Source organism: Bacteroidota bacterium (assembly GCA_016706255.1).
GTDB lineage: Bacteria > Bacteroidota > Bacteroidia > Chitinophagales > BACL12 > UBA7236.
The window spans coordinates 748,251-769,082 of sequence record JADJJZ010000006.1 but is presented as its reverse complement, the minus strand read 5'-3'; the positions used below and the strand labels follow the sequence as shown (position 1 = coordinate 769,082).

At 37.9% G+C, this 20,832-nt stretch carries 16 protein-coding genes; 11 read left to right on the top strand and 5 right to left on the bottom strand.

Features of this window, described 5'->3' with window-relative positions; translation table 11 throughout:
• Window positions 1-21 precede the first annotated feature (21 nt).
• From nrfD to IPI65_11910, 3 genes are read right to left on the bottom strand one after another with little or no spacing between them, the layout of a single operon-like run.
• Entirely contained in the window at window positions 22-1,428 is a 1,407-nt protein-coding gene (gene nrfD / locus IPI65_11920) for a polysulfide reductase NrfD (GenBank protein ID MBK7442220.1), read from the bottom strand.
• Between the two features lie 4 nt (window positions 1,429-1,432).
• Entirely contained in the window at window positions 1,433-4,558 is a 3,126-nt protein-coding gene (locus IPI65_11915) for a TAT-variant-translocated molybdopterin oxidoreductase (protein ID MBK7442219.1), read from the bottom strand.
• A gap of 42 nt (window positions 4,559-4,600) precedes the next feature.
• A complete protein-coding gene (locus tag IPI65_11910; GenBank protein MBK7442218.1) occupies window positions 4,601-5,851 on the bottom strand; it encodes a c-type cytochrome in 1,251 nt (416 codons plus the stop codon).
• Between the two features lie 283 nt (window positions 5,852-6,134).
• Between IPI65_11910 and IPI65_11905 the strand changes: the two genes are divergently transcribed.
• The 4 genes from IPI65_11905 (at window position 6,135) to IPI65_11890 (ending at window position 11,604) form a co-directional block, all read left to right on the top strand.
• Complete coding sequence (locus tag IPI65_11905) at window positions 6,135-7,310, top strand: hypothetical protein (GenBank protein ID MBK7442217.1); 1,176 nt, start codon at window positions 6,135-6,137, stop codon at window positions 7,308-7,310.
• 113 nt (window positions 7,311-7,423) lie between these two features.
• Window positions 7,424-9,766, top strand: coding sequence for a TonB-dependent receptor (locus IPI65_11900; GenBank protein ID MBK7442216.1), 2,343 nt, complete (start codon window positions 7,424-7,426; stop codon window positions 9,764-9,766).
• Between the two features lie 3 nt (window positions 9,767-9,769).
• The gene (locus IPI65_11895; protein MBK7442215.1) at window positions 9,770-10,750 is read left to right on the top strand and encodes a DUF4249 domain-containing protein; all 981 of its coding nucleotides are present in this window, start codon (window positions 9,770-9,772) and stop codon (window positions 10,748-10,750) included.
• Between the two features lie 140 nt (window positions 10,751-10,890).
• The gene (locus IPI65_11890) at window positions 10,891-11,604 is read left to right on the top strand and encodes an SIMPL domain-containing protein (protein ID MBK7442214.1); all 714 of its coding nucleotides are present in this window, start codon (window positions 10,891-10,893) and stop codon (window positions 11,602-11,604) included.
• A 77-nt stretch (window positions 11,605-11,681) separates the two neighbouring features.
• Here the strand turns inward: IPI65_11890 and atpC are convergent, their stop codons facing one another.
• Window positions 11,682-11,930 (bottom strand): ATP synthase F1 subunit epsilon, encoded by a 249-nt coding sequence (gene atpC / locus IPI65_11885; GenBank protein ID MBK7442213.1) that lies wholly within the window; start codon window positions 11,928-11,930, stop codon window positions 11,682-11,684.
• Between the two features lie 30 nt (window positions 11,931-11,960).
• A complete protein-coding gene (locus tag IPI65_11880; GenBank protein ID MBK7442212.1) occupies window positions 11,961-13,466 on the bottom strand; it encodes a F0F1 ATP synthase subunit beta in 1,506 nt (501 codons plus the stop codon).
• 207 nt (window positions 13,467-13,673) lie between these two features.
• Here IPI65_11880 and IPI65_11875 point away from each other — a divergent pair, with 207 nt between their 5' ends.
• The 7 genes from IPI65_11875 (at window position 13,674) to fabG (ending at window position 20,732) form a co-directional block, all read left to right on the top strand.
• On the top strand, window positions 13,674-14,831 hold the full coding sequence (locus IPI65_11875; GenBank protein ID MBK7442211.1) for a hypothetical protein: 1,158 nt from the start codon (window positions 13,674-13,676) through the stop codon (window positions 14,829-14,831).
• 43 nt (window positions 14,832-14,874) lie between these two features.
• Window positions 14,875-15,936, top strand: a complete 1,062-nt coding sequence (locus IPI65_11870) for a BamA/TamA family outer membrane protein (GenBank protein MBK7442210.1) — start codon at window positions 14,875-14,877, stop codon at window positions 15,934-15,936.
• Between the two features lie 63 nt (window positions 15,937-15,999).
• The gene (locus tag IPI65_11865; protein MBK7442209.1) at window positions 16,000-16,752 is read left to right on the top strand and encodes an ABC transporter permease; all 753 of its coding nucleotides are present in this window, start codon (window positions 16,000-16,002) and stop codon (window positions 16,750-16,752) included.
• A complete protein-coding gene (locus tag IPI65_11860) occupies window positions 16,749-17,525 on the top strand; it encodes an ATP-binding cassette domain-containing protein (protein MBK7442208.1) in 777 nt (258 codons plus the stop codon). Before IPI65_11865 ends, IPI65_11860 begins: the two co-directional genes overlap by 4 nt.
• A gap of 76 nt (window positions 17,526-17,601) precedes the next feature.
• Complete coding sequence (locus IPI65_11855; protein ID MBK7442207.1) at window positions 17,602-18,966, top strand: T9SS type A sorting domain-containing protein; 1,365 nt, start codon at window positions 17,602-17,604, stop codon at window positions 18,964-18,966.
• A gap of 58 nt (window positions 18,967-19,024) precedes the next feature.
• Window positions 19,025-19,906, top strand: a complete 882-nt coding sequence (gene sucD, locus IPI65_11850) for a succinate--CoA ligase subunit alpha (protein MBK7442206.1) — start codon at window positions 19,025-19,027, stop codon at window positions 19,904-19,906.
• A 79-nt stretch (window positions 19,907-19,985) separates the two neighbouring features.
• Window positions 19,986-20,732: a 3-oxoacyl-[acyl-carrier-protein] reductase gene (fabG, locus tag IPI65_11845; GenBank protein MBK7442205.1), complete on the top strand. Its 747-nt coding sequence runs from the start codon at window positions 19,986-19,988 to the stop codon at window positions 20,730-20,732.
• The last annotated feature ends 100 nt before the right edge of the window (window positions 20,733-20,832 follow it).

Below are 20,832 nucleotides of genomic sequence, written 5' to 3'. Positions count from 1 at the left end.
GTTGTTTATGCTTGGTTATACTTAATGTTTATGATGTTCATCCTGTGTATGAATAGCATCCGGTCCGGTATACTGGTCGCCAGATGTTTTCAAAATCGATTTTACCTCTGCTACTGCAATCACCGGTGCCACTTTGGCAAAAATGAGGAACAGTGTCATAAAGAATCCAATTGTACCCAGATAAATAAATATCTCAACGATAGTTGGATAATACATGGTCCAGCTGGATGGTATAAAGTCGCGGTGTGTAGATGTTACGATAATTACAAATCGTTCGAACCACATACCCACGTTGATGAAAATCGACATAAAGAAAGTGAACACAATATTGCGACGTAATTTTTTAATCCAGAATAACTGCGGAGAAACCACGTTACATGTCATCATACCCCAGTAACTCCACCAGTAAGGACCGGTACTTCTGTTCAGGAACGCATATTGTTCATATTGATTTCCTGAATACCATGCAGTAAATAATTCGGTGATATAAGCAACACCCACAATTGAACCGGTAAGAATAATTACCTTATTCATTGATTCAATATGCGCTAAGGTGATGTATTCTTGTAAGTTAAATACTTTTCTAACCACCAACATCAGCGTTAATACCATCGCAAATCCGGAAAAAATCGCCCCTGCAACGAAATATGGAGGGAAGATAGTGGTATGCCAGCCCGGAATAACCGAGGTAGCGAAGTCGAAGGATACGATGGTGTGCACTGATAATACGAGTGGGGTAGATAAACCTGCCAACACCAATGAAATGGATTCAAAACGTTGCCAGTTTTTAGCTGTTCCTTTCCAGCCGAAGCTGAATATATTATACATTCTTTTTTTGAATGCAGATGTAGTTCTGTCGCGTACTAATGCAAGATCCGGAATCAAACCGGTATACCAGAATACCAATGAAACGGTAAAGTAAGTCGAAATCGCAAACACGTCCCATAACAGCGGTGAGTTAAAGTTCACCCAAACCGGTCCGCGTGTATTTGGATAAGGGAAGATAAAGAATGCCAGCCAAACACGACCCATGTGAATGATAGGGAATAAACCGGCGCAAATTACCGCGAAAATCGTCATCGCCTCTGCTGAGCGGTTTACACCTGTTCTCCATTTTTGACGGAATAATAAGAGGATGGCCGAAATCAGGGTTCCGGCGTGACCGATACCGATCCACCAAACGAAGTTGGTAATATCCCAGGCCCAACCAACTGTTTTGTTCAAACCCCACATACCTATACCGTAGGTAATTGTGATGCCGATCATTGTAAAACCGGTGAGTGCCAGCAATCCTGACAATGTTACAGCAATCATCCATGCTTTACTAGGCGCGGCTTCTACCGGTGCACAAATATCATCAGATATCTGTTTGTAGGTTTTATGACCCTGTATTAATGGTTCCCTTAAAGGTGATACGAACATAATTATTTAATTATTTATAATTATATAAATCCATGATATCCAATGCTTCCTCATTCTTATGATCAGCCTTGTCTTTATTTCTAACTTTTGTCTTATAGAATACTGATGGTACCCAGTGGAATTCTTCTAAAATTCCGAATGTGCGTTCATCTTTTGCTTCTTTTACAACTGCACTGCTATCGTCGTAGCTGTTACCAAATGTGATGGCATCAGCAGGACAAGCGCTTTGACATGCTACACGGAACTCGCCGTCTTTTAACTCACGGCTTTCTTTTTTAGCAGTCAATTTAGCTTCCTGAATACGCTGAACACAGAAAGAACATTTTTCGATAACACCTCTTGAACGAACGGTAACATCAGGGTTGAGTACCATACGGGTGAGATCTTCCATCATGCCTCTTTCTTCTGTACCTTTTGGATCGTTCATGGTTCCGAAAGTATCGGCAGAACCGTAATCGAACCAGTTGAAACGACGCACTTTATAAGGACAGTTATTTGCACAATAGCGTGTTCCGATACAACGGTTGTACGCCATTTGGTTAAAGCCTTCAGAACTGTGGTTGGTAGCACCTACCGGACAAACGTTTTCACAAGGTGCATTTTCGCAATGCTGACATAACATTGGCTGATAAACCACTTCAGGATTTTCTTCATCGCCCGCATAATAACGGTCGATACGCATCCAATGCATTTCGTGTGAACGAATAACTTCATTTTTACCTACAATAGGAATATTGTTTTCTGCATTACAAGAAATAACGCAGGCGCCGCAACCAACACATGAGTTAAGGTCAATTGCCATACTCCAGTTGAAGCCATTTTTCTTACCGAAATAATCCGGATAAAAAGTAATGTCTTTCCAAGCTAATGCTTCAGCACGATCTTCGTTACCGGCATTTGCGTGGTTCTTATATTCAGCTAATGTGGTTTCTTTTACAATATGACGCATACCCAAACCGTCATTTAAACTGAAATGGGTTTGTGTTTGAGCAAGTTTAACGTTTTCACCTGTGTTGTCGATGGTAACATTAGCAGCCATGTAGCTAACACATGCTCCACTTGCATCCAATAATTGATAAACATTAACACCAACGTCCTGACCACCTTTGCCAACTTTTGTTCTTCCATAACCAACAGCTACAGAAACAGTATTATTAGCCTGACCCGGCTGAATTGCCGCAGGTAACATTACGCTTTTACCGTTAACAGTTACTTTAAGAACATCGCCGTGTTCAATTTTATTTTCTCTTGCATAAGCAGGTGAAACGTTCAGGTAATTATCCCAGGTAATTTTTGAAACCGGATCCGGTAATTCATGTAACCAAGGGTTGTCGGCATAACGACCATCACCAATTGCTATTGATTCATAAAACTGAATCTCAACACCGGAAGCTTTTTTAGCCATTGCTAAAATTGCCGAAGCCGCACCGCTCATATCAGCAACAGGAGCCGTTTCGGTTGTTGCTGTTAAAGCTGCAACTGCAGAATCTACTGCTGCTGAAATGCTGCCACCTTCAGGTTGATACAAACCTATTTGTAATGCTTTATTAAAAGCAGTCATTGGGTCAGCACTTCCTGCTAATGGACCGGTTGTCCAGCTTTGAACGATATAATCATGATACGCCATTGTTTCGCCACTCCATGTTAAGAGTGTATCCTGCATTTGACGTGTATCAAATAAATTTTTAATTGTTGGTTGTGCTAATGAATACAGTCCTTTTTTAGGTTCAGCATCATTCCATGATTCAAGGAAATGGTGATCAGGGCAAATGTAACTACATGCAGCAGCGGTTTCATTCATATTTCCTGAGAAAGAAATACTCATATCCGCATTTGCTAATGCCTTTTCAAGTTCGCCGCCTAGGGGATGGTCATACACAGGGTTACAATCGTTAATCATAACAATATTCGCCTGTTTGCCATTTAATTCACTAACCAGTGTTTTAACACTTGCATCGGAACCCTGACGTAACATATTTGAACAATCCCAGGTAATTGTATTACCGTAATTGTTTAATGCATCGTTAATTGCGTTTACAATCAATTGAACATTTTCATCGTTGCAACCACTTACTACAAGTGATTCACCACGATTTTTCTTCAGCCATTCAGCAGCTTCTTTTAAACGTGCAGCTTTGGCTTCATCTTTTAATTTTGCGCCACCTGAATTATTAGCACCGGTAATGGCATCTAATAAATTAAGTGCAACAATACCTAGTTCAGAAGGAGCAACAGCAACACGATAATCGGCGTTAGAACCGGTTAAAGACATTCTGCTTTCAAAATGATAGTGACGGCTCATTTCAGGTTTTTCTTTTGTAACCTTTCTTGTAGCCACATATCCTTTTGTAAATTCAATTGGAGAAATCCATGTTCCCAGAAAATCTGCATCGATACTTACAATCACTTTTGCTTTTTCGAAATGATAATCAGGAATTTCAGATTTTCCTTTAGACGCCATGTTTGCCATTAACATACCACTGTATGAAAGTGCATCATAGCTGTAAACTTTTGTATTTGGATATTTAGCAGCAAAAGCAGCAAATACTTTTTTAGTAGATGGGCTTATTACTGTAGATGTTAAAATGCGAATGTTTGCATTTGGGTTAGCAGCTAATTTGCCGGCAATTGCTTTATCAACTTCATCCCATGATGCATTTGAAAAATCGCTTCCGCTTTTAACCATTGGGTTGCGGAGGCGGCTGGTATCATATAAACTTAAAACACTTGCCTGAACGCGGGCTGAAGTACCACCTTTAGTAACTTTTGAATCGCGGTTACCTTCAATTTTAATCGGGCGACCTTCGCGTGTTTTTACTAAAATACTGCAGTAGTCACCACCGTTATAAAACGTAGACGCATACCAGGTTGCAATACCGGGAATTACATCTTCAGGCTTAAATATATATGGAGCTACCTTACGAACCGGCATTTCACAACCGGCTGCAACTGTTGCTGCAGTAAGGCTAAAGCCCATTATTTTTAAGAAATCACGACGTGATGACTTGGTTAAGTCACCATTTCCGTCAAAAAAATCTACAGGTATTTCTTCGCCAAACTCGGTTTGTGTGAGTTGAGCTGATTCCGGCGCCTGATTTAATTCTTCGAGGCCTTTCCAGTATTTTTTTTCTGCCATTTGGTTATGGTTAGAAGTTTAAGTGATGCTTGAGTTAATAAATTAATAGTGACATTTTTGACATTCTGTTGCACCGATGTCTGACGCTTTCACATCCGTCATTTCACCATTTTTAATTTTTTCATGCAACACTTCATATGGTTTATAAAACTCGTTCGTTGTAAAGTTTACATTGGTATTGCGGTGACAGTTTACGCACCATCCCATGGAAAGATTTTCCATTTGTTGAACAACATCCATTTCCTGAATTTGACCGTGACAAGTTTGACATTCTAACCCGGCAACTTTTACGTGCTGTGAGTGGTTAAAATAAACGTGGTCAGGAAGGTTGTGAATTTTCACCCATTCTACAGGTTTTGGTTCACTTTCGTATTTAGATGTTTCTTTATTGAAACCGATATAACTGTAAATTTTTGCAATCTCTTTATCGTAAACTGCCTTAGGATAATTAGGATCTAAACCATTAACACCCTGAATATTGTAGTGACAGTTCATACAAACACTCAATGAAGGTATAACAGCAGATTTTCCGCGTTCAGCACCTACGTGACAGTATTTACAATCTATTTTATTGATACCAGCGTGCACTTTATGTGAGAAGGCAATTGGTTGCTCAGGTGCATAATCTTGCTGACGACCAAGTGCAGTTGCACTATCCCACATGGCAACGCTTAAGAAGCATAAGAATAATAAAGCAAGGATACCAACTAAAGGACGGTATTTGCGTTTTTTCCAGAAAGGTGTAGTATCCGGAGCCGGGTCATCAAATTTCTGACGAACTAAACCGTCGAGATATTTAACTGAACGACCAAGGATTACTGCAATAAATAATAATGCAATGATTAAAATCCAATATAATGTAGAATTGTCTTTTTTAACTTCAACATTGCCTGGAGTACCTGGGGGAGGTGCAGTAGCTTTTCTAAGTGCTTCAGCATCAATATAAGCAAGGATATCGGTAATGTTAGCATCGGTTAATGATGGGAATGACTGCATCACCTGACCGTATTCTTTAGCTAAGGCATTTGAATATTTATCACCTGTGGCAAGAAAACCAGCAGGGTTTTTTATCCATTTGTAAAGATTAGTCGAGTCTGCCCAGCGTGTTCGGACATTTTGTAATGCCGGTCCGGTCATTTTTCTATCAACCAGGTGACATTTCTGACAATTGGCTTGAAAAAGTGCTTTTCCCTCCGCTTCACCTGCGTATGCTGCGTTAGCAGTAAACAACAAAGTGAATAATGTAAAAATGGTCAGGAGGCGTGTGATGGTCGTCGACTTCTTATGCTGCACAATCCTTGATTTTATGGTTAAGGTATTTTAGGCTTTTTTAAACCCGTGCAAAACTAAACACCAATCATCAAAAGTTTAACAATTCTTTTAAAAAAATTTTCATTTAATGCAACCCGCTTCAAATGCTTGTAAATAAAGGGTTTCAAGCGATAAAAAATACTTGTTTAGAAGCATTCTAAATTAAAAATCGTACTTATTCACAAGCTTGTAACATTTTTACACCCAATTACATCTAAATGCTGGCATAGTTTTGTATTTATAAAAGATTAAACAGGAGGAGATTATGAAAAAAATGATTTACGCTTCAATTTTTTTAGTTGTAATTAGTTCAGGATGTAAAGTAGCCGAAAAAGAATTTAGAAAAGGCGATTATGATGAAGCCATAGACATCTGCGTGAAAAAACTGATAGACAATCCCGACAAAGCCGAGTACATTGTTATTTTGGAGCAGGCTTTTATGCGGGCTAATGATGGTGACCTCGAAATAATTAAATCGCTCAACACGGAAGGTCGCCCTGACCGTTGGGAAGATATATATCATGTTTATGAAAGCATTTACAATCGTCAGCAAAAAATAAAACCCTTGCTCCCACTTTATTTAGGAACAGAAGAACGGGATGCCGAATTCAAATTTGTTGATGCTGTTGACGGTTTGAATACTGCAAAAAAGAACGCTGCAGCTTATTGGTATGCTGATGCATCATTAAAATTGAATACAAAAGATGCTTACAAAGCGCGTGAAGCTTATTATGAATTACAAAACATTGGTCGTTTTTATAACGAGTATAAAGATGTTGATGATTTGATGAAACAGGCACGTGACCTTGGAACAAACCATGCAGTTTTTCAGGTAAAAAACATGTCGAACAGCAGTTTGAATTACGATGTTACCAAGGCTATGGACGAAATTACCATTTATAACAGCACAGGAACCTGGTATATGATTCACAGCAGTTACCCAGCCGGTAGCACTGATTATTATATTCAGTTGAATGTGCGCAAAGTGGAGGCCTATCCTGAAAAAGTAACTACTAACCGTTACGAAGAATCAAAAGAAATTATCGACGGATATGAATTTGTTTACGATAATCAGGGCAATATCGTGAAAGACAGTCTGGGCAACCCTGTAAAAGAACCTGATTACAAAACCGTAACTGCATTTATTACCGAAACCTGGCAAGAAAAAGTGGCAACTGTAAGTGGTGAGGTTGTTTATATGGATAAAGCCGGTAACGTTTTGAAATCGGTTCCGGTGCGCAGTGATGCAGTTTTCCAAAATTATTATGCAGTAGCAACCGGTTATGCGGAAGCACTAACACCACAATCTAAAGCGAAAATTGGCGGTAAACCATTGCCATTCCCGTACGATGATCAGATGATGATTGATGCCATGCATTTACTTGAACAACAGGTTCGCACGGTAACAAACGATTATAACGACGAATATTTAAATCTGTAACTAAATTTAAAAGTCGGCTAAAAACCGGCTTTTTTGTCATTGAATTGTATTAATCTGCCTTTTTTAATAAATCTTAACCCTAGCAGAACATACCAAAAATGTAACTTCGTGCCATGAATTTCAGACATCTCAAAATTGCAAAACTGTTGTTTGCCTTTTTCTGTTTTATTCCAAATATTCATTTCGCTCAGCAATACACCATTAGTGGTTATGTTACTGAAAAAGGTTCTGCTGAAAAATTAATTGGCGCAACCGTTTATAACAGTAAAGATTTTAAAGGCACCGTAAGTAACGATTATGGTTTTTATAGTTTGACACTTAACACAGATAGTGTAATAATTAACTATAGTTATATTGGTTACCTTACCCAGCAAGTTAAATTTAAATTACAAAAGGATACCATTATTAATATTGCCCTGCTCCCATCAACAGCTTTACAGGAAGTGGTAATTGAAGGTGAAAAAAATGATGAACAATTTCAGGCGCGCACACAAATGAGCACACTTGAAATTCCAGTTGATCAAATTAAATCATTACCTGCTTTTTTAGGTGAAGTCGATGTTTTAAAAGCATTACAATTATTACCCGGTGTAAATGGTGGCTCAGAAGGCTCCTCCGGATTGTTTGTGCGAGGTGGCTCACCGGATCAAAATTTAATTCTACTGGATGGTGTTCCGGTTTATAATGCGAGTCACTTATTCGGATTTTTTAGCGTATTTAATGCGGATGCTATAAATAAAGTTACCTTGGTAAAAGGTGGTTTCCCGGCGCGCTATGGTGGTAGGCTTTCCAGTGTGGTTGATATCAGAATGAAAGAAGGTGATATGCAAAACTTTCACGGTGAAGGTTCCATTGGTGTAATTGCTTCGCGATTAACATTTGAAGGGCCGATTATAAAAGATAAAACTTCATTTATTGTTTCTGCAAGAAGAACATACATTGATTTAATTACACGACCAATTTTAAAAGCACAACAGGATGATGGTGTTTCAGGCTATTATTTTTATGATTTAAATGCGAAAATAAATCACAAAATATCTGATAAAGACCGTTTGTATATAAGCGGTTATTTTGGTCGCGATAAAGCTTATTTTAATTACGATTATCAATATGATGAAGATACAAGGCGTATTGAAGATAATGGTTTATATTGGGGAAATGCAACTGCGGTGGCAAGATGGAACCACATGTTTTCGAATAAAATTTTCAGCAATTTAACAGCTACATTTACGGATTATCAATTTGATATTTTCAGTAATGTAACAGAAGAAAACGATAGCGACCCTGACACCTATTTCGGGTTTGATTATTTTTCAGGTATTCATGACTGGAGTTTAAAATATGATATTGATCATGTGCCTAATCCTTCACATTATTTAAAATATGGTGTTGGTGTAACCTATCATACATTCGAGCCCGGAGCAACGCAATTTGAATCAGAAAATTTAGGTGAACTTACACCTGAGTTTGAATTTGGTTCAGAAAGTATTTATGTTACCGAATTTGATGCTTATGTAGAAGACGACTGGGAAATAAATAATTTTATTAAGGTAAATGCAGGTTTACACGCAAGTGGTTTTTTAGTAAATAGCGTGTTTTATAAATCGTTGCAGCCCCGCATCAGTATGCGTTATCTGGTAAATAAAAATTTATCGGTTAAAGCTTCTTACAGCACAATGACACAATACATTCATTTATTAAGTAATTCAGGAATCGGTTTACCAACTGATTTATGGGTGCCGGCAACCGACAGTGTTCCACCACAAACGGCAATACAACCTGCTATTGGTGTTGCGTATACTTATAAAAATAAATATGAATTCAGTGTTGAAGGTTATTACAAAAAAATGAACGACATTATCGAATATAAAGATGGTGCAAATTATTTTTTTGACGGACTGGAAACTTGGGAAGACAAAGTTGAAAGTGGTGAAGCCTGGGCTTATGGTGCAGAATTTTTTGTGCAGAAAAGAGAAGGACAATTAACCGGTTGGATTGGATATACGTTATCGTGGAGCAACCGACAATTTCCTAATATTAATTTAGGTGAAAAATTTCCCTACAAGTACGACAGGCGCCATGATTTTGAAATTGCAGGCATATATAAAATCAACGACCATATTGAAGTATCTGCAACTTGGGTATTTACATCAGGACAGCCGGTGAGTTTACCTGTTGCAAAATATTACGGACCAACAGGTCAAACAATTTATGCATATGAAGGAAGAAATGGATATCGCATGCATCCATATCATCGCCTGGATGCAAATGTTGCTTTAACCAAAGACAAAAAATACTGGACAAGAACCTGGAACTTTGGGGTATATAATGCTTATAGCCGATTAAATCCGTTTTTTATTTATCAGGCATATGATTATGAAACAAATACAAATAATTATCGCCAGGTAAGTTTATTCCCTATTATTCCAAGTATTTCCTATGAATTTACATTTTAAAAAATGAAAATGAAACTAAGCAAAATAATAAATAACGCACAATCGCAAATTGGTTTAGGTTTAATGGGAATCACCCTTACCTTAATGGCTTGCGAAAAAACAGTGTACTTTGATGTAGATACCAAAGAAGACCGTTTAGTGGTTACAGGTTTTTTTGAACCGGATAGTAATATTTATTTATATATAGATTTAAGTGAAGACCCGCTGGCCATTGGGTTAGAAAGTTTTGGGGTGGAAAATGCAACAATATCTATATCAAAAAATGATGAAAACCTTGGCGCATTTTTGAATGAATTTAATGGTGTTTATTCATTCAGCGGCGCCGCATTAGATGCACAGGGTGGCGATGAAATAAAAATAAATGTTTCAGCGCCCGGCAAAGAATCAGTTACATCTACCACAATAATTCCTTCAGCTATTCCTTTATTTGATGTTGCTATTACCGACACCGTTTTAGTGCCTTTATCGTATAGCTATATTGATGAATTTGGTAACGTAATTTACATCGATACGATAGTGCCTTATTTTAATATTCAGCTTTCATTTAATGACCCTCAGGGTGAAGATTATTATGCATTAAAAATCACCTACCGTGATGCATTTAGCGAAAGTTTTACTTGTTTTAACACGAGTGATCCTACCTTTACGGTAAATAATGATTATGCCTTTGGCAATGAAAATGAAAACGGCACAACTACGTTGTGTGATGAGGTATTATTTACCGATGTAACCTTCGAGAATACTAAAAAAACAATGCATGTTGAATTATATGCATTAAATACCGATTTTATAACGGACCCAAGATTTGAAATTGAGTTAAAACATGTAAGTAAAGATTTTTATTTATTTCATGTATCAGCCAGACTGCAGGAGAATACCGGCGACAATCCATTTGGTGAACCGGTTGTAGTGTATTCAAATATTGAAAACGGGTTCGGCATTTTTGCAGGATTTTCAAAGAGTAAGGCTATAATTGAACTATAAGCACAGATTGTATCTCTCCAGTAATAAATTTTTGCAGTTATACGTTTTACCGGTAGTAAACAACCTTTTGTAATTTTTATCAATCCTGATAATAATAAAGGTTCGTTTTATTTTTAAGTATACAAGCAAATACAAAAATTATGAAAAAGATGATTCTACCGGTGCTTATGTTATTATTGATATGCACTACTGTTATCGGACAAAGTGTTCCGCTAACCACAACCAATGCACAAACCAAACCGTTTATAGAAGTAACAGGTAGTGCCGAAATAGAAATTGTTCCTGACGAAATTTATATTTCCATCACCTTGCAGGAGCGATATGATGGTAAGACAAAAATCACCTTAGAAAAACAGGAAGAAAAGTTTTTTGCAGCATTAAAATCTTTAAATATTGATTTAAAGGATGTTAGTCTTGCCGATGCACAATCAGATTTTTCATCTTATAAATGGAAAAAGGAAGATGCACTGGCAAGTAAAAATTATATCTTATTAGTGCATGATGCGGCTATGGTATCGAAGGTGTATGTTAAGCTCGTAGAAATTGATGCACAAGATGCTTACATTGCCAAAACCAGTCACTCAAAAATTGAAGAATACCGCAAGCAGGTAAAAATAAATGCCATGATGGCCACTAAAGAAAAGGCTGCGTATTTATTAAGCAGCATTGGTGAAGAAATTGGCAATCCGATTGTTATTCAGGAAAGAGAAAATTATTATCAGCCGTATGGAATTAGCCAAAGAGCATTAAATTCAAATGCGGCGTATGAAATAAATTATAATACAAATGATATTGGCTTTGAAAAAATAAAATTGCGTTATGAAATTTTCGCGCAGTTTGAAATCAAACCATAATCTTTTTGAGATAAATTAGTTATAAAAAAAGGAGGCTGCCCAAATGGACAGCCTCTTTAAGTATAGTTTAAAATAGTTCAGGCTTTTTCTACACCTTCAACTAAAACACTCACATTATTATTGAGTACTTCTACGAAACCACCTTTGATATTATAGATCACATTTTCTTTCCCTGTGTTAACGCGCATTTTGCCTGTAGCAAGTGCAGCAATCATAGGAGCGTGATTATTTAATACTTCGAATGAGCCTGTAACACCCGGCATTTGAACGCCAACAGCTTCGCCGCTGTAGATTTTCTTTTCCGGTGAAAGTATTTCGAGTTGCATGTTTATTTAGCTTGATTATTTATTTAATTCTTAATTTTTTGCTTCGGCAATTAATCGTTTACCTTTTTCAATTGCATCATCAATTGTTCCTACAAGGTTAAATGCTGCTTCCGGATATTCATCTACTTCACCATCCATAATCATGTTAAAACCACGGATTGTTTCTTCGATTGGAACCAATACACCTTTTAAACCTGTAAACTGTTCAGCAACGTGGAATGGCTGAGAAAGGAAACGTTGAACGCGACGAGCGCGGCTTACAACAAGTTTATCTTCTTCACTTAACTCTTCCATACCAAGGATGGCGATAATATCCTGTAATTCTTTGTAACGTTGTAAAGTAAGTTTCACACGTTGCGCACAATTATAGTGTTCAGCACCAACAATATCAGCAGAAAGGATACGTGAAGTTGAATCCAGAGGGTCAACCGCAGGATAAATACCTAACTCAGAAATTTTACGGTTTAATACCGTTGTTGCATCTAAGTGGGAGAATGTTGTTGCAGGAGCAGGGTCAGTTAAGTCATCCGCAGGAACGTAAACGGCCTGAACAGATGTAATTGAACCACGTTTTGTTGAAGTAATACGTTCCTGCATCACACCCATTTCAGTTGCAAGTGTAGGCTGGTAACCTACTGCTGAAGGCATACGACCTAATAAAGCCGAAACCTCAGAACCTGCTTGTGTAAAGCGGAAGATATTATCGATAAAGAACAGGATATCACGACCTTTAGCTTCATTTGGATCGCCATCGCGGAAATATTCAGCTACGGTTAATCCTGATAATGCAACGCGGGCACGAGCTCCCGGTGGTTCGTTCATTTGACCGAATACCAGAGTTGCCTGACTTTGATTTAACTGGCTATAATCTACTTTGCTTAAATCCCATCCACCGGCTTCCATTGAATGTTTAAATTCTTCGCCGTAACGAATTACGTTTGATTCAATCATCTCACGTAATAAATCGTTTCCTTCGCGGGTTCTTTCACCAACACCGGCAAACACCGACATACCGGCATAACCTTTTGCGATGTTGTTGATCAATTCCATAATTAATACCGTTTTACCTACACCGGCACCACCAAATAAACCGATTTTACCACCTTTTGCATAAGGTTCAATCAAGTCGATTACCTTAATACCGGTAAATAACACCTCTGATTCTGTAGAAAGATCTTCGTACAGCGGCGGTTTGCGGTGAATTGGGTAAGGTTTTTCTGAATTAACGGCTTTCATACCATCAATTGCTTTTCCTACCACGTTGAATAAACGACCGCGAATTTCGTTACCTGTAGGCATCGAAATGTTAGCTCCAAGGTCTAATACTTCAGTTCCACGAACTAAACCATCAGTTGAATCCATGGCAATGGTTCTTACACTGTCTTCTCCAAGATGCTGTTGCACCTCAAGAATCAATGAATCACCATTTTCGCGTTTAACCTCAAGCGCATTGAGGATTTCGGGAAGATTTCCTTCTTCGAAAGCTACATCGACAACTGCGCCGATGATCTGTTTAATTTTACCTTTTCCTGGCATTATATATAGAATTTAAAAGGACGATTTTCAATTCGGCGGCAAAGATACGGGGGGAATTTTGGAATTCAAAGCATTGTGCACAAAGATTCGGTTTAAAAACGGGATATCCGGAATTGTCAACCCCAACAAGCCATTTGAACCCCAAAGTTGCTCAATCGAGCATTCAGATTCTGTGATTTTGAGTCAGATATATTAGTTTTACCCCAAATGCACTTAATAGAAGTAAACAACAAGGACACAGCGAACTGGTTTTATGAACTGCCTTTTCAGTTGTATGGCGACAACCCGAACTATATTCCGCCTATCAGACAGGAGATTGAACGCATTTTTGACCGGGAAAAAAATCTGCTTTTTAAAACAGGAGATGCTGTATTATATATAGTGAACAATAAAGAAGGCGAAACGATTGGCCGGATAGCAGCATTTTATCGCAAACAACCTGGTTCTGATACCATTAAATGCGGTGGATGTGGTTTTTTTGAATGTGTAGATAATCAGGACGCTGCCAATTTATTGTTTAATGCCTGTAAGAAATGGCTGGAAGACAAGGGTTTTAACTCCATGGAAGGTCCGGTTAATTTTGGTGAACGAGATAAATGGTGGGGTTTACTGGTAGAAGGATTTGATACACCCGTTTATGGTATGAATTATCATCACCCCTACTATAAAAAGTTGTTTGAAAACTACGGCTTCCTCAATTATTTTAATCAGTATACCTATATCCTGCATCGCAATAAAAATATGCCACCCATTGTATATCGTATTAAACAACGGTTGGAGGCAAGGAACAAGGTTAAATTCCAGACGGCAGACAAACGCAATTTGAAAAAATTTGCTGATGATTTTCGCAGTATTTATAATCAGGCCTGGGCAAATCATGAAGATTTTGTTCCCATGACTGAAGAACAAAGCAATAACCTGATGCGGGAAGTAAAACCAATTATGGACCCCGAGCTGTTTATTTTTGCTTATGTAGATGAAAAACCTGCAGGCTTTTTTATTGGTATTCCTGATGCAAACCAATTATTGAAATATGCGGGTGGAAATTTAAACTTGCGCGGTATGCTCAATGTGATGCTGCATAAACCATTTGTTAAAATGGAGCGTATATATGGTGTCATTTTTGGTGTGGTTCCCGAATTTCAAAATAAAGGCGTTGAAGCAGGTATGGCGGCTTATATGCATGAAATAGTGAACAATAGCGACAAATACACACATATTGAACTGTTGTGGATTGGCGATTTCAATAAAAAAATGCTGAATTTTGTTGCGCACATACAAGCAACCCAACACCGAACGTTAATTACCTATAGAAAACTTTTTGATGATACAATTCCGTTTGAACGTTGTCCGGTTATTCAATAAAAACATAAAACGTTTTTCAGGTTTACTATTTTTTATTTGTTGTTTGTCAGGTTTCACTGCACAGGCTCAGGTCGATTCTGTGGCGGTTGATACCATTAAAAAGAAAAGCAAATTTTTTCCTTCTCCGGTTGTTGGTTATACACCCGAAACAAGGTTGTATTTGGGTGCCGGTTTAGTTTGGTATTTACCGCCATCTAAAAAATATCCCGACACTTATCCCTCAGTTTTAAAAAGTGTTTTTGTTTATACTTTAAACAAACAGGTTGAAAGCAACATAAGCGGTGATAGTTATTTAAGGGATAATTTATTTAAACTCAATTATTCTACATCCTATTTTAAATTTCCAGATTCATTTTATGGTATAGGCAACGATACTAAAGAAGAGGACAAAGAAAAATACGACTACGATTATTTTAATATTTATATTAATGGTCAGCGGAAAATAAAAGAAAATATTTACGCCGGAGCTAAAACCTTTTTTGAATATACTAAAGTATATAATACTTTGGAAGGTGGCATTTTTGATACAGATACTATTACCGGTGAGGAAGGTGGCAGAAACGTAGGACTTGGACCTTGGTTTACATTTGATACACGCGATAATATTTATTTTCCGTTGTCAGGCGTTAATGTTGATGTTTCAGCAGTGGTGCATAATAAAATTTTAGGCAGCGAATACAATTACGTTGATTATTTTATTGAAGCAAGTCAGTTTAATAAAATAGGGAAAGATGATGTAATCGGATTTAATTTTTTCGGGCAATTTGTACCGGGCAATCCACCCTTTAACCGATTGGCACAGTTAGGTGGAGATAAACACATGCGTGGTAATTTTGAAGGTCGTTTTCGCGATAAAAATTATATGACCCTGCAGGCAGAATACCGTGTAACATTCTGGAAATATTTTGGTGTGACCGCTTTTGGCGGAATTGGCGAAGTGGCAGACCGGTTTTCCAATTTTTCGTTAAGCGGATTAAAATACTCTTATGGTGTTGGCGGGAGGTTATTTATTGTTCCGGAAGACAAACTCAGTTTGCGCGTAGATTATGGGTTCGACGGATATGGCAATGGCGGTTTTTATGTAACGTTCAGAGAGGCGTTTTAAGCAAATTATTTTTTATTGGCTGCAATAGCAGTTACTTGACACTAAAATTATAATTTTACAACAATGAAACTTGAGTTTAACCTGTTTAATCACCTGGGCAAATTCCTGATAATGATCAGGCGGATGTTTTCGAGGCCTGCCCGCTGGGAAATGTACTGGCGTGAATTATTCAGGCAAATGAATGATATCGGTGTAGGTTCAGCATTTATTGTTTTATTGGTTTCCATTTTTATAGGCGCGGTAACAGCCGTTCAAACTGCTTATCAGTTGTACGGAACCCCGTTTGTTCCATCGTCATATATTGGATTGATTGTAAGAAATACCATTGTATTTGAATTAGCACCGACTTTTACCGCATTAATTCTTGCGGGAAAAGTAGGCTCAAATTTAGCATCCGAATTAGGTTCCATGCGCGTAACTGAACAAATAGATGCGCTGGAAATTATGGGCGTAAATACCGAAAGTTATTTAATTGCAACGCGTATAATTGCTGCCGTAATTACCATTCCATTGTTAGTAGCAATTGCTGCTTACTCCGGAATTATGGGTGGATTTATTGCTACGTCATTATCCAGTTATTATTCAACTGAAGATTATATTCGCGGTATCAGAATGTTATTTGATCCATTTGATGTACAATTAATGTTTATCAAATCATTTACATTTTCATTTATTGTTTCATCCATTTCCTGTTATATGGGATATTATGTAAAAGGTGGCTCTGTTGAAATTGGAAAAGCAAGTACACAAGCCGTAGTTTACAGTTGTATTTTTGTATTGTTAGCCGATTATGTAATTGCATCCCTTCTCTTATGATTGAAATAACCAATATCACAAAATCATTTGGCGAGCAACGGGTATTAACCGATGTATCAACCGTATTTGAAGCCGGCAAAACCAATCTGGTTATAGGTATCAGCGGATCGGGAAAAACAGTTTTAATGAAAATCATGACCGGATTAATTACACCGGATGCGGGTAAAGTTTACTTTAACGGGCGTGATTTTTTTGATTTAAATCGCGAAGCACAAAAAAATCTGCGCCGCGAAATTGGTATGTTATTTCAGGGTTCTGCTTTATTTGATTCAATGACAGTAGAAGAAAATATAATGTTGCCATTGAACATGTTTAGTAATGCCACAAAAAAGGAAAAATTAGACCGTGTAAATTTTTGTCTCGAACGTGTTAATCTTTCCGGTGCAAATAAAAAATTCCCGGGAGAAATTTCAGGTGGTATGAAAAAACGGGTTGGTATTGCAAGAGCAATTGTGCTCAATCCGAAATATTTATTTTGTGATGAACCAAACTCCGGTCTCGACCCGCGAACATCAATTGTAATTGATGATTTAATTAGTGAAATTACCCATGAGTTTAATATGACTACCATCATCAATACCCATGATATGAATAGTGTGATGGAAATTGGTGAAAAAATAGTTTTCCTTTATAAAGGTGTGAAAGATTGGGAAGGAGATAAAACACAAATATTAGATGTTCAGGATGACAATCTGAATTCATTCATTTTCGCCAGCGACTTTTTGCGGGATGCGCGCGATGCCCTCAAAGAAAAAATTGCCAGAGATAAATAATTGGCTCAACGTTTTCTGACAAAACACTTACATTTTACTTTTTGCATTTATTTAATATTACCGTTAAAATTGTATTATGAAAATACGATTACTTCTGTTTTGTTGCTTATTGATTCACACTCGAATACATGCACAGTGGTCAACATTTTGCTCGGGTAATACCGACGGATTTGTAGTTGATTTTGCGAAATACAACGACACCATTTTCAGCACCGGATTTTTTCATACCGTTTGTGATGCAGATGCCGCTTTTGTTGCAGGCTGGGATGGCAGTAACTGGAATTCTGTTGGCACCACCTTTGCACAGGAAGGCCACGCAATCGATTCCCTGAACGGACAACTATACGCAGCACTATATCAGTTTACTACCGATTCAAACTATGTGTACACATACAATGGCAGTACATGGTCAAAAGTTGGCAACGGTGTTTTTCAAAATAATCCGGGTCCGGGTTTTCCGAAAAATGCATCTATTTACGACATCATTGAATATGATGGAAAAGTTATTGCCAGTGGCGATTTTGATATTGCTGGAGATGTTGTAGTAAATGGCATTATGCAATGGGATGGCACAAACTGGTTACCATTAGGTGACGGACTCACTGAATTTATTCCCGGTATGCCATCAATTTTATACCCGCACAACATGACAATTTTTGATGGCGATTTAATTGTGGCCGGTAATTTTTATAAGGCAGGCGGAACAATTGTAAATGGTATTGCCCGATGGGATGGCACAACATGGCATGCATTAGGTGCCGGATTTAATAAATCGGTTTATGCAGTTTGTGCATATAATGGTGAATTATATGCGGGTGGTGAATTCACTCTGAGTGGCACCACAACTTTAGGATGTATTGCAAAATGGAATGGCACGGAATGGGTAAACCCTGGCTTCGACCTTGCTTATGAGATAACCGGTCTGCATGAATTTGTGCATACACTACGTGTTTTTAATGGAAACCTATTTATTACAGGCGGTTTCGACCAACTCATAATTGATGGTGTTACGAATGCCGCAGGAAGTATCCTTGCATATGATGGAACTACTATCGACATTTTGGAAGGCGGAGTAACCGGAGAAATAGAAGCAGTTATAGCATATCAAAATGGCATTTTAGTAGCCGGTAGTTTTTCTTCAGCAGGTGGTGTTCCTGCCGAAAATTTTGCTGTTTACCAATATCCTGATATTCCTGTGAAGGATTACGATGCTACTAATATCTTAATCTATCCAAACCCAACACATGACCGGGTTTTTGTGGAATTACAAAAAGGTATACAGGCGGATATTATAGTATCAGATATGCGAGGAAATATTATCTATACCCAACCTGCATGTAATAGTACTACCATTAATATGTCCGGTTTTGCTGCAGGATGTTATGTAATAAAGGTGAAAAATGCTGAAAATGTGTTCAGCAGCTTAATTTTTGTTGAATAATTTTCACAAGGGTTAATTTTACCTGCCAGAATAAACAAATTCATTTTATCTTCGCACCATGAGCGTATTAGTAGGAAAATATTCCCGTGTAATTGTACAGGGATTCACCGGAAAAGAAGGCACATTTCATGCTGAACAAATGATTGCTTACGGCACAAACGTAGTAGGCGGGGTTACACCGGACAAAGGTGGCAATAAGCACCTCGACCGTCCTGTGTTTAATACAGTTGAAGATGCTGTAAAAAAAGAAGGTGCTAATACGACCATCATATTTGTACCACCTGCATTTGCCGCTGATGCCATTATGGAAGCCGCTGATGCCGGAATTAAAGTTATAGTTGCTATTACTGAAGGTATTCCTGTTCAGGATATGATCAAGGTAAAAGCATATATCAGCAACAAAGATTGCCGCTTAATAGGCCCTAACTGTCCGGGCATCATAACACCGGAAGAAGCTAAAGTGGGCATTATGCCGGGCTTTATTCATAAAAAAGGCCATATTGGTATTGTTTCCCGTTCAGGAACATTAACTTATGAGGCTGTTGATCAGGTTACTAAAGCCGGTATGGGTCAAAGCACTTGTATCGGTATTGGAGGCGACCCGGTTCCGGGAACTACAACTTTAGATGCGATTCAATTATTAATGGCTGATGATGAAACCGAAGGTATTATCCTGATTGGTGAAATTGGTGGAACTATGGAAGCTCATGCTGCTAACTGGATTAAAGCACATGGCACAAAACCTGTAGTTGGTTTTATTGCAGGCCAAACAGCTCCAAAAGGCCGCACAATGGGCCACGCAGGCGCTATTGTTGGCGGAAAAGATGATACTGCAGCGGCAAAAATGGAAATTATGCGCAACTGTGGCATTCACGTTTGCGACAGCCCTGCAATTTTAGGTGAAATGATGGCCAAAGCAATTAAAGGTCAGCTGGTTTAATTTTTTTTTGGGGGAGATATTCATTCCGGCAAAAAATAACAGTACGTTGTTTTAGCGTAAACATTTGAAAAACCTTGTCATGAAATTACTTGAAAATAAAACTGCACTTATTACCGGCGCCTCACGTGGAATTGGTGAAGCAATTGCCATCAGATTTGCAGAAGCAGGAGCAAATATTGCATTTACTTACTTAAGCAGTGAAGCCAAAGCATTAGCACTTGAAGAAAAGCTCAATGGATTTGGTATAAAAGCAAAAGGGTATAAAAGTAATGCAGGTAATTATGCTGAAGCTGAACAGTTAATTAATGATGTGATGGCCGATTTTAATGCATTAGATGTAGTAGTTAATAATGCCGGTATCACTAAAGATAACCTCATGTTACGCATGAGCGAACAAGATTGGGATGCTGTAATTGATATAAACCTGAAATCTGTTTTCAATTTGACAAAATTCGCCATTAAACCAATGATGAAGGCGCGCAAAGGCAGTATTATCAATGTTTCGTCAATTGTTGGATTAATTGGTCAGGCCGGTCAAGCTAATTATGCTGCATCAAAAGCAGGAATAATAGGATTTACTAAATCGATTGCCAAAGAAGTTGGTTCAAGAAATATTCGTTGTAATGCAATTGCACCGGGGTTTATTGAAACCGATATGACCGGAGAATTACCTGAAGAATTAAAACAAAACTACTTTAAATCTATACCGCTGGGTCGTTTTGGAAAAGGCAGTGAAGTTGCTGATGTTGCTTTATTTTTAGCAAGTGACATGAGCAGTTATGTTACAGGTCAGGTTTTAAGTGTTTGTGGTGCTTTACATACCTGATTTTCACCACTCCCCTGCATTAATATTCTATTATTACCTAAATGGTAACGAAATTTAACTGAGGCCCTGTATCAGTTTTACTACCGCTTACTCGTTTTGT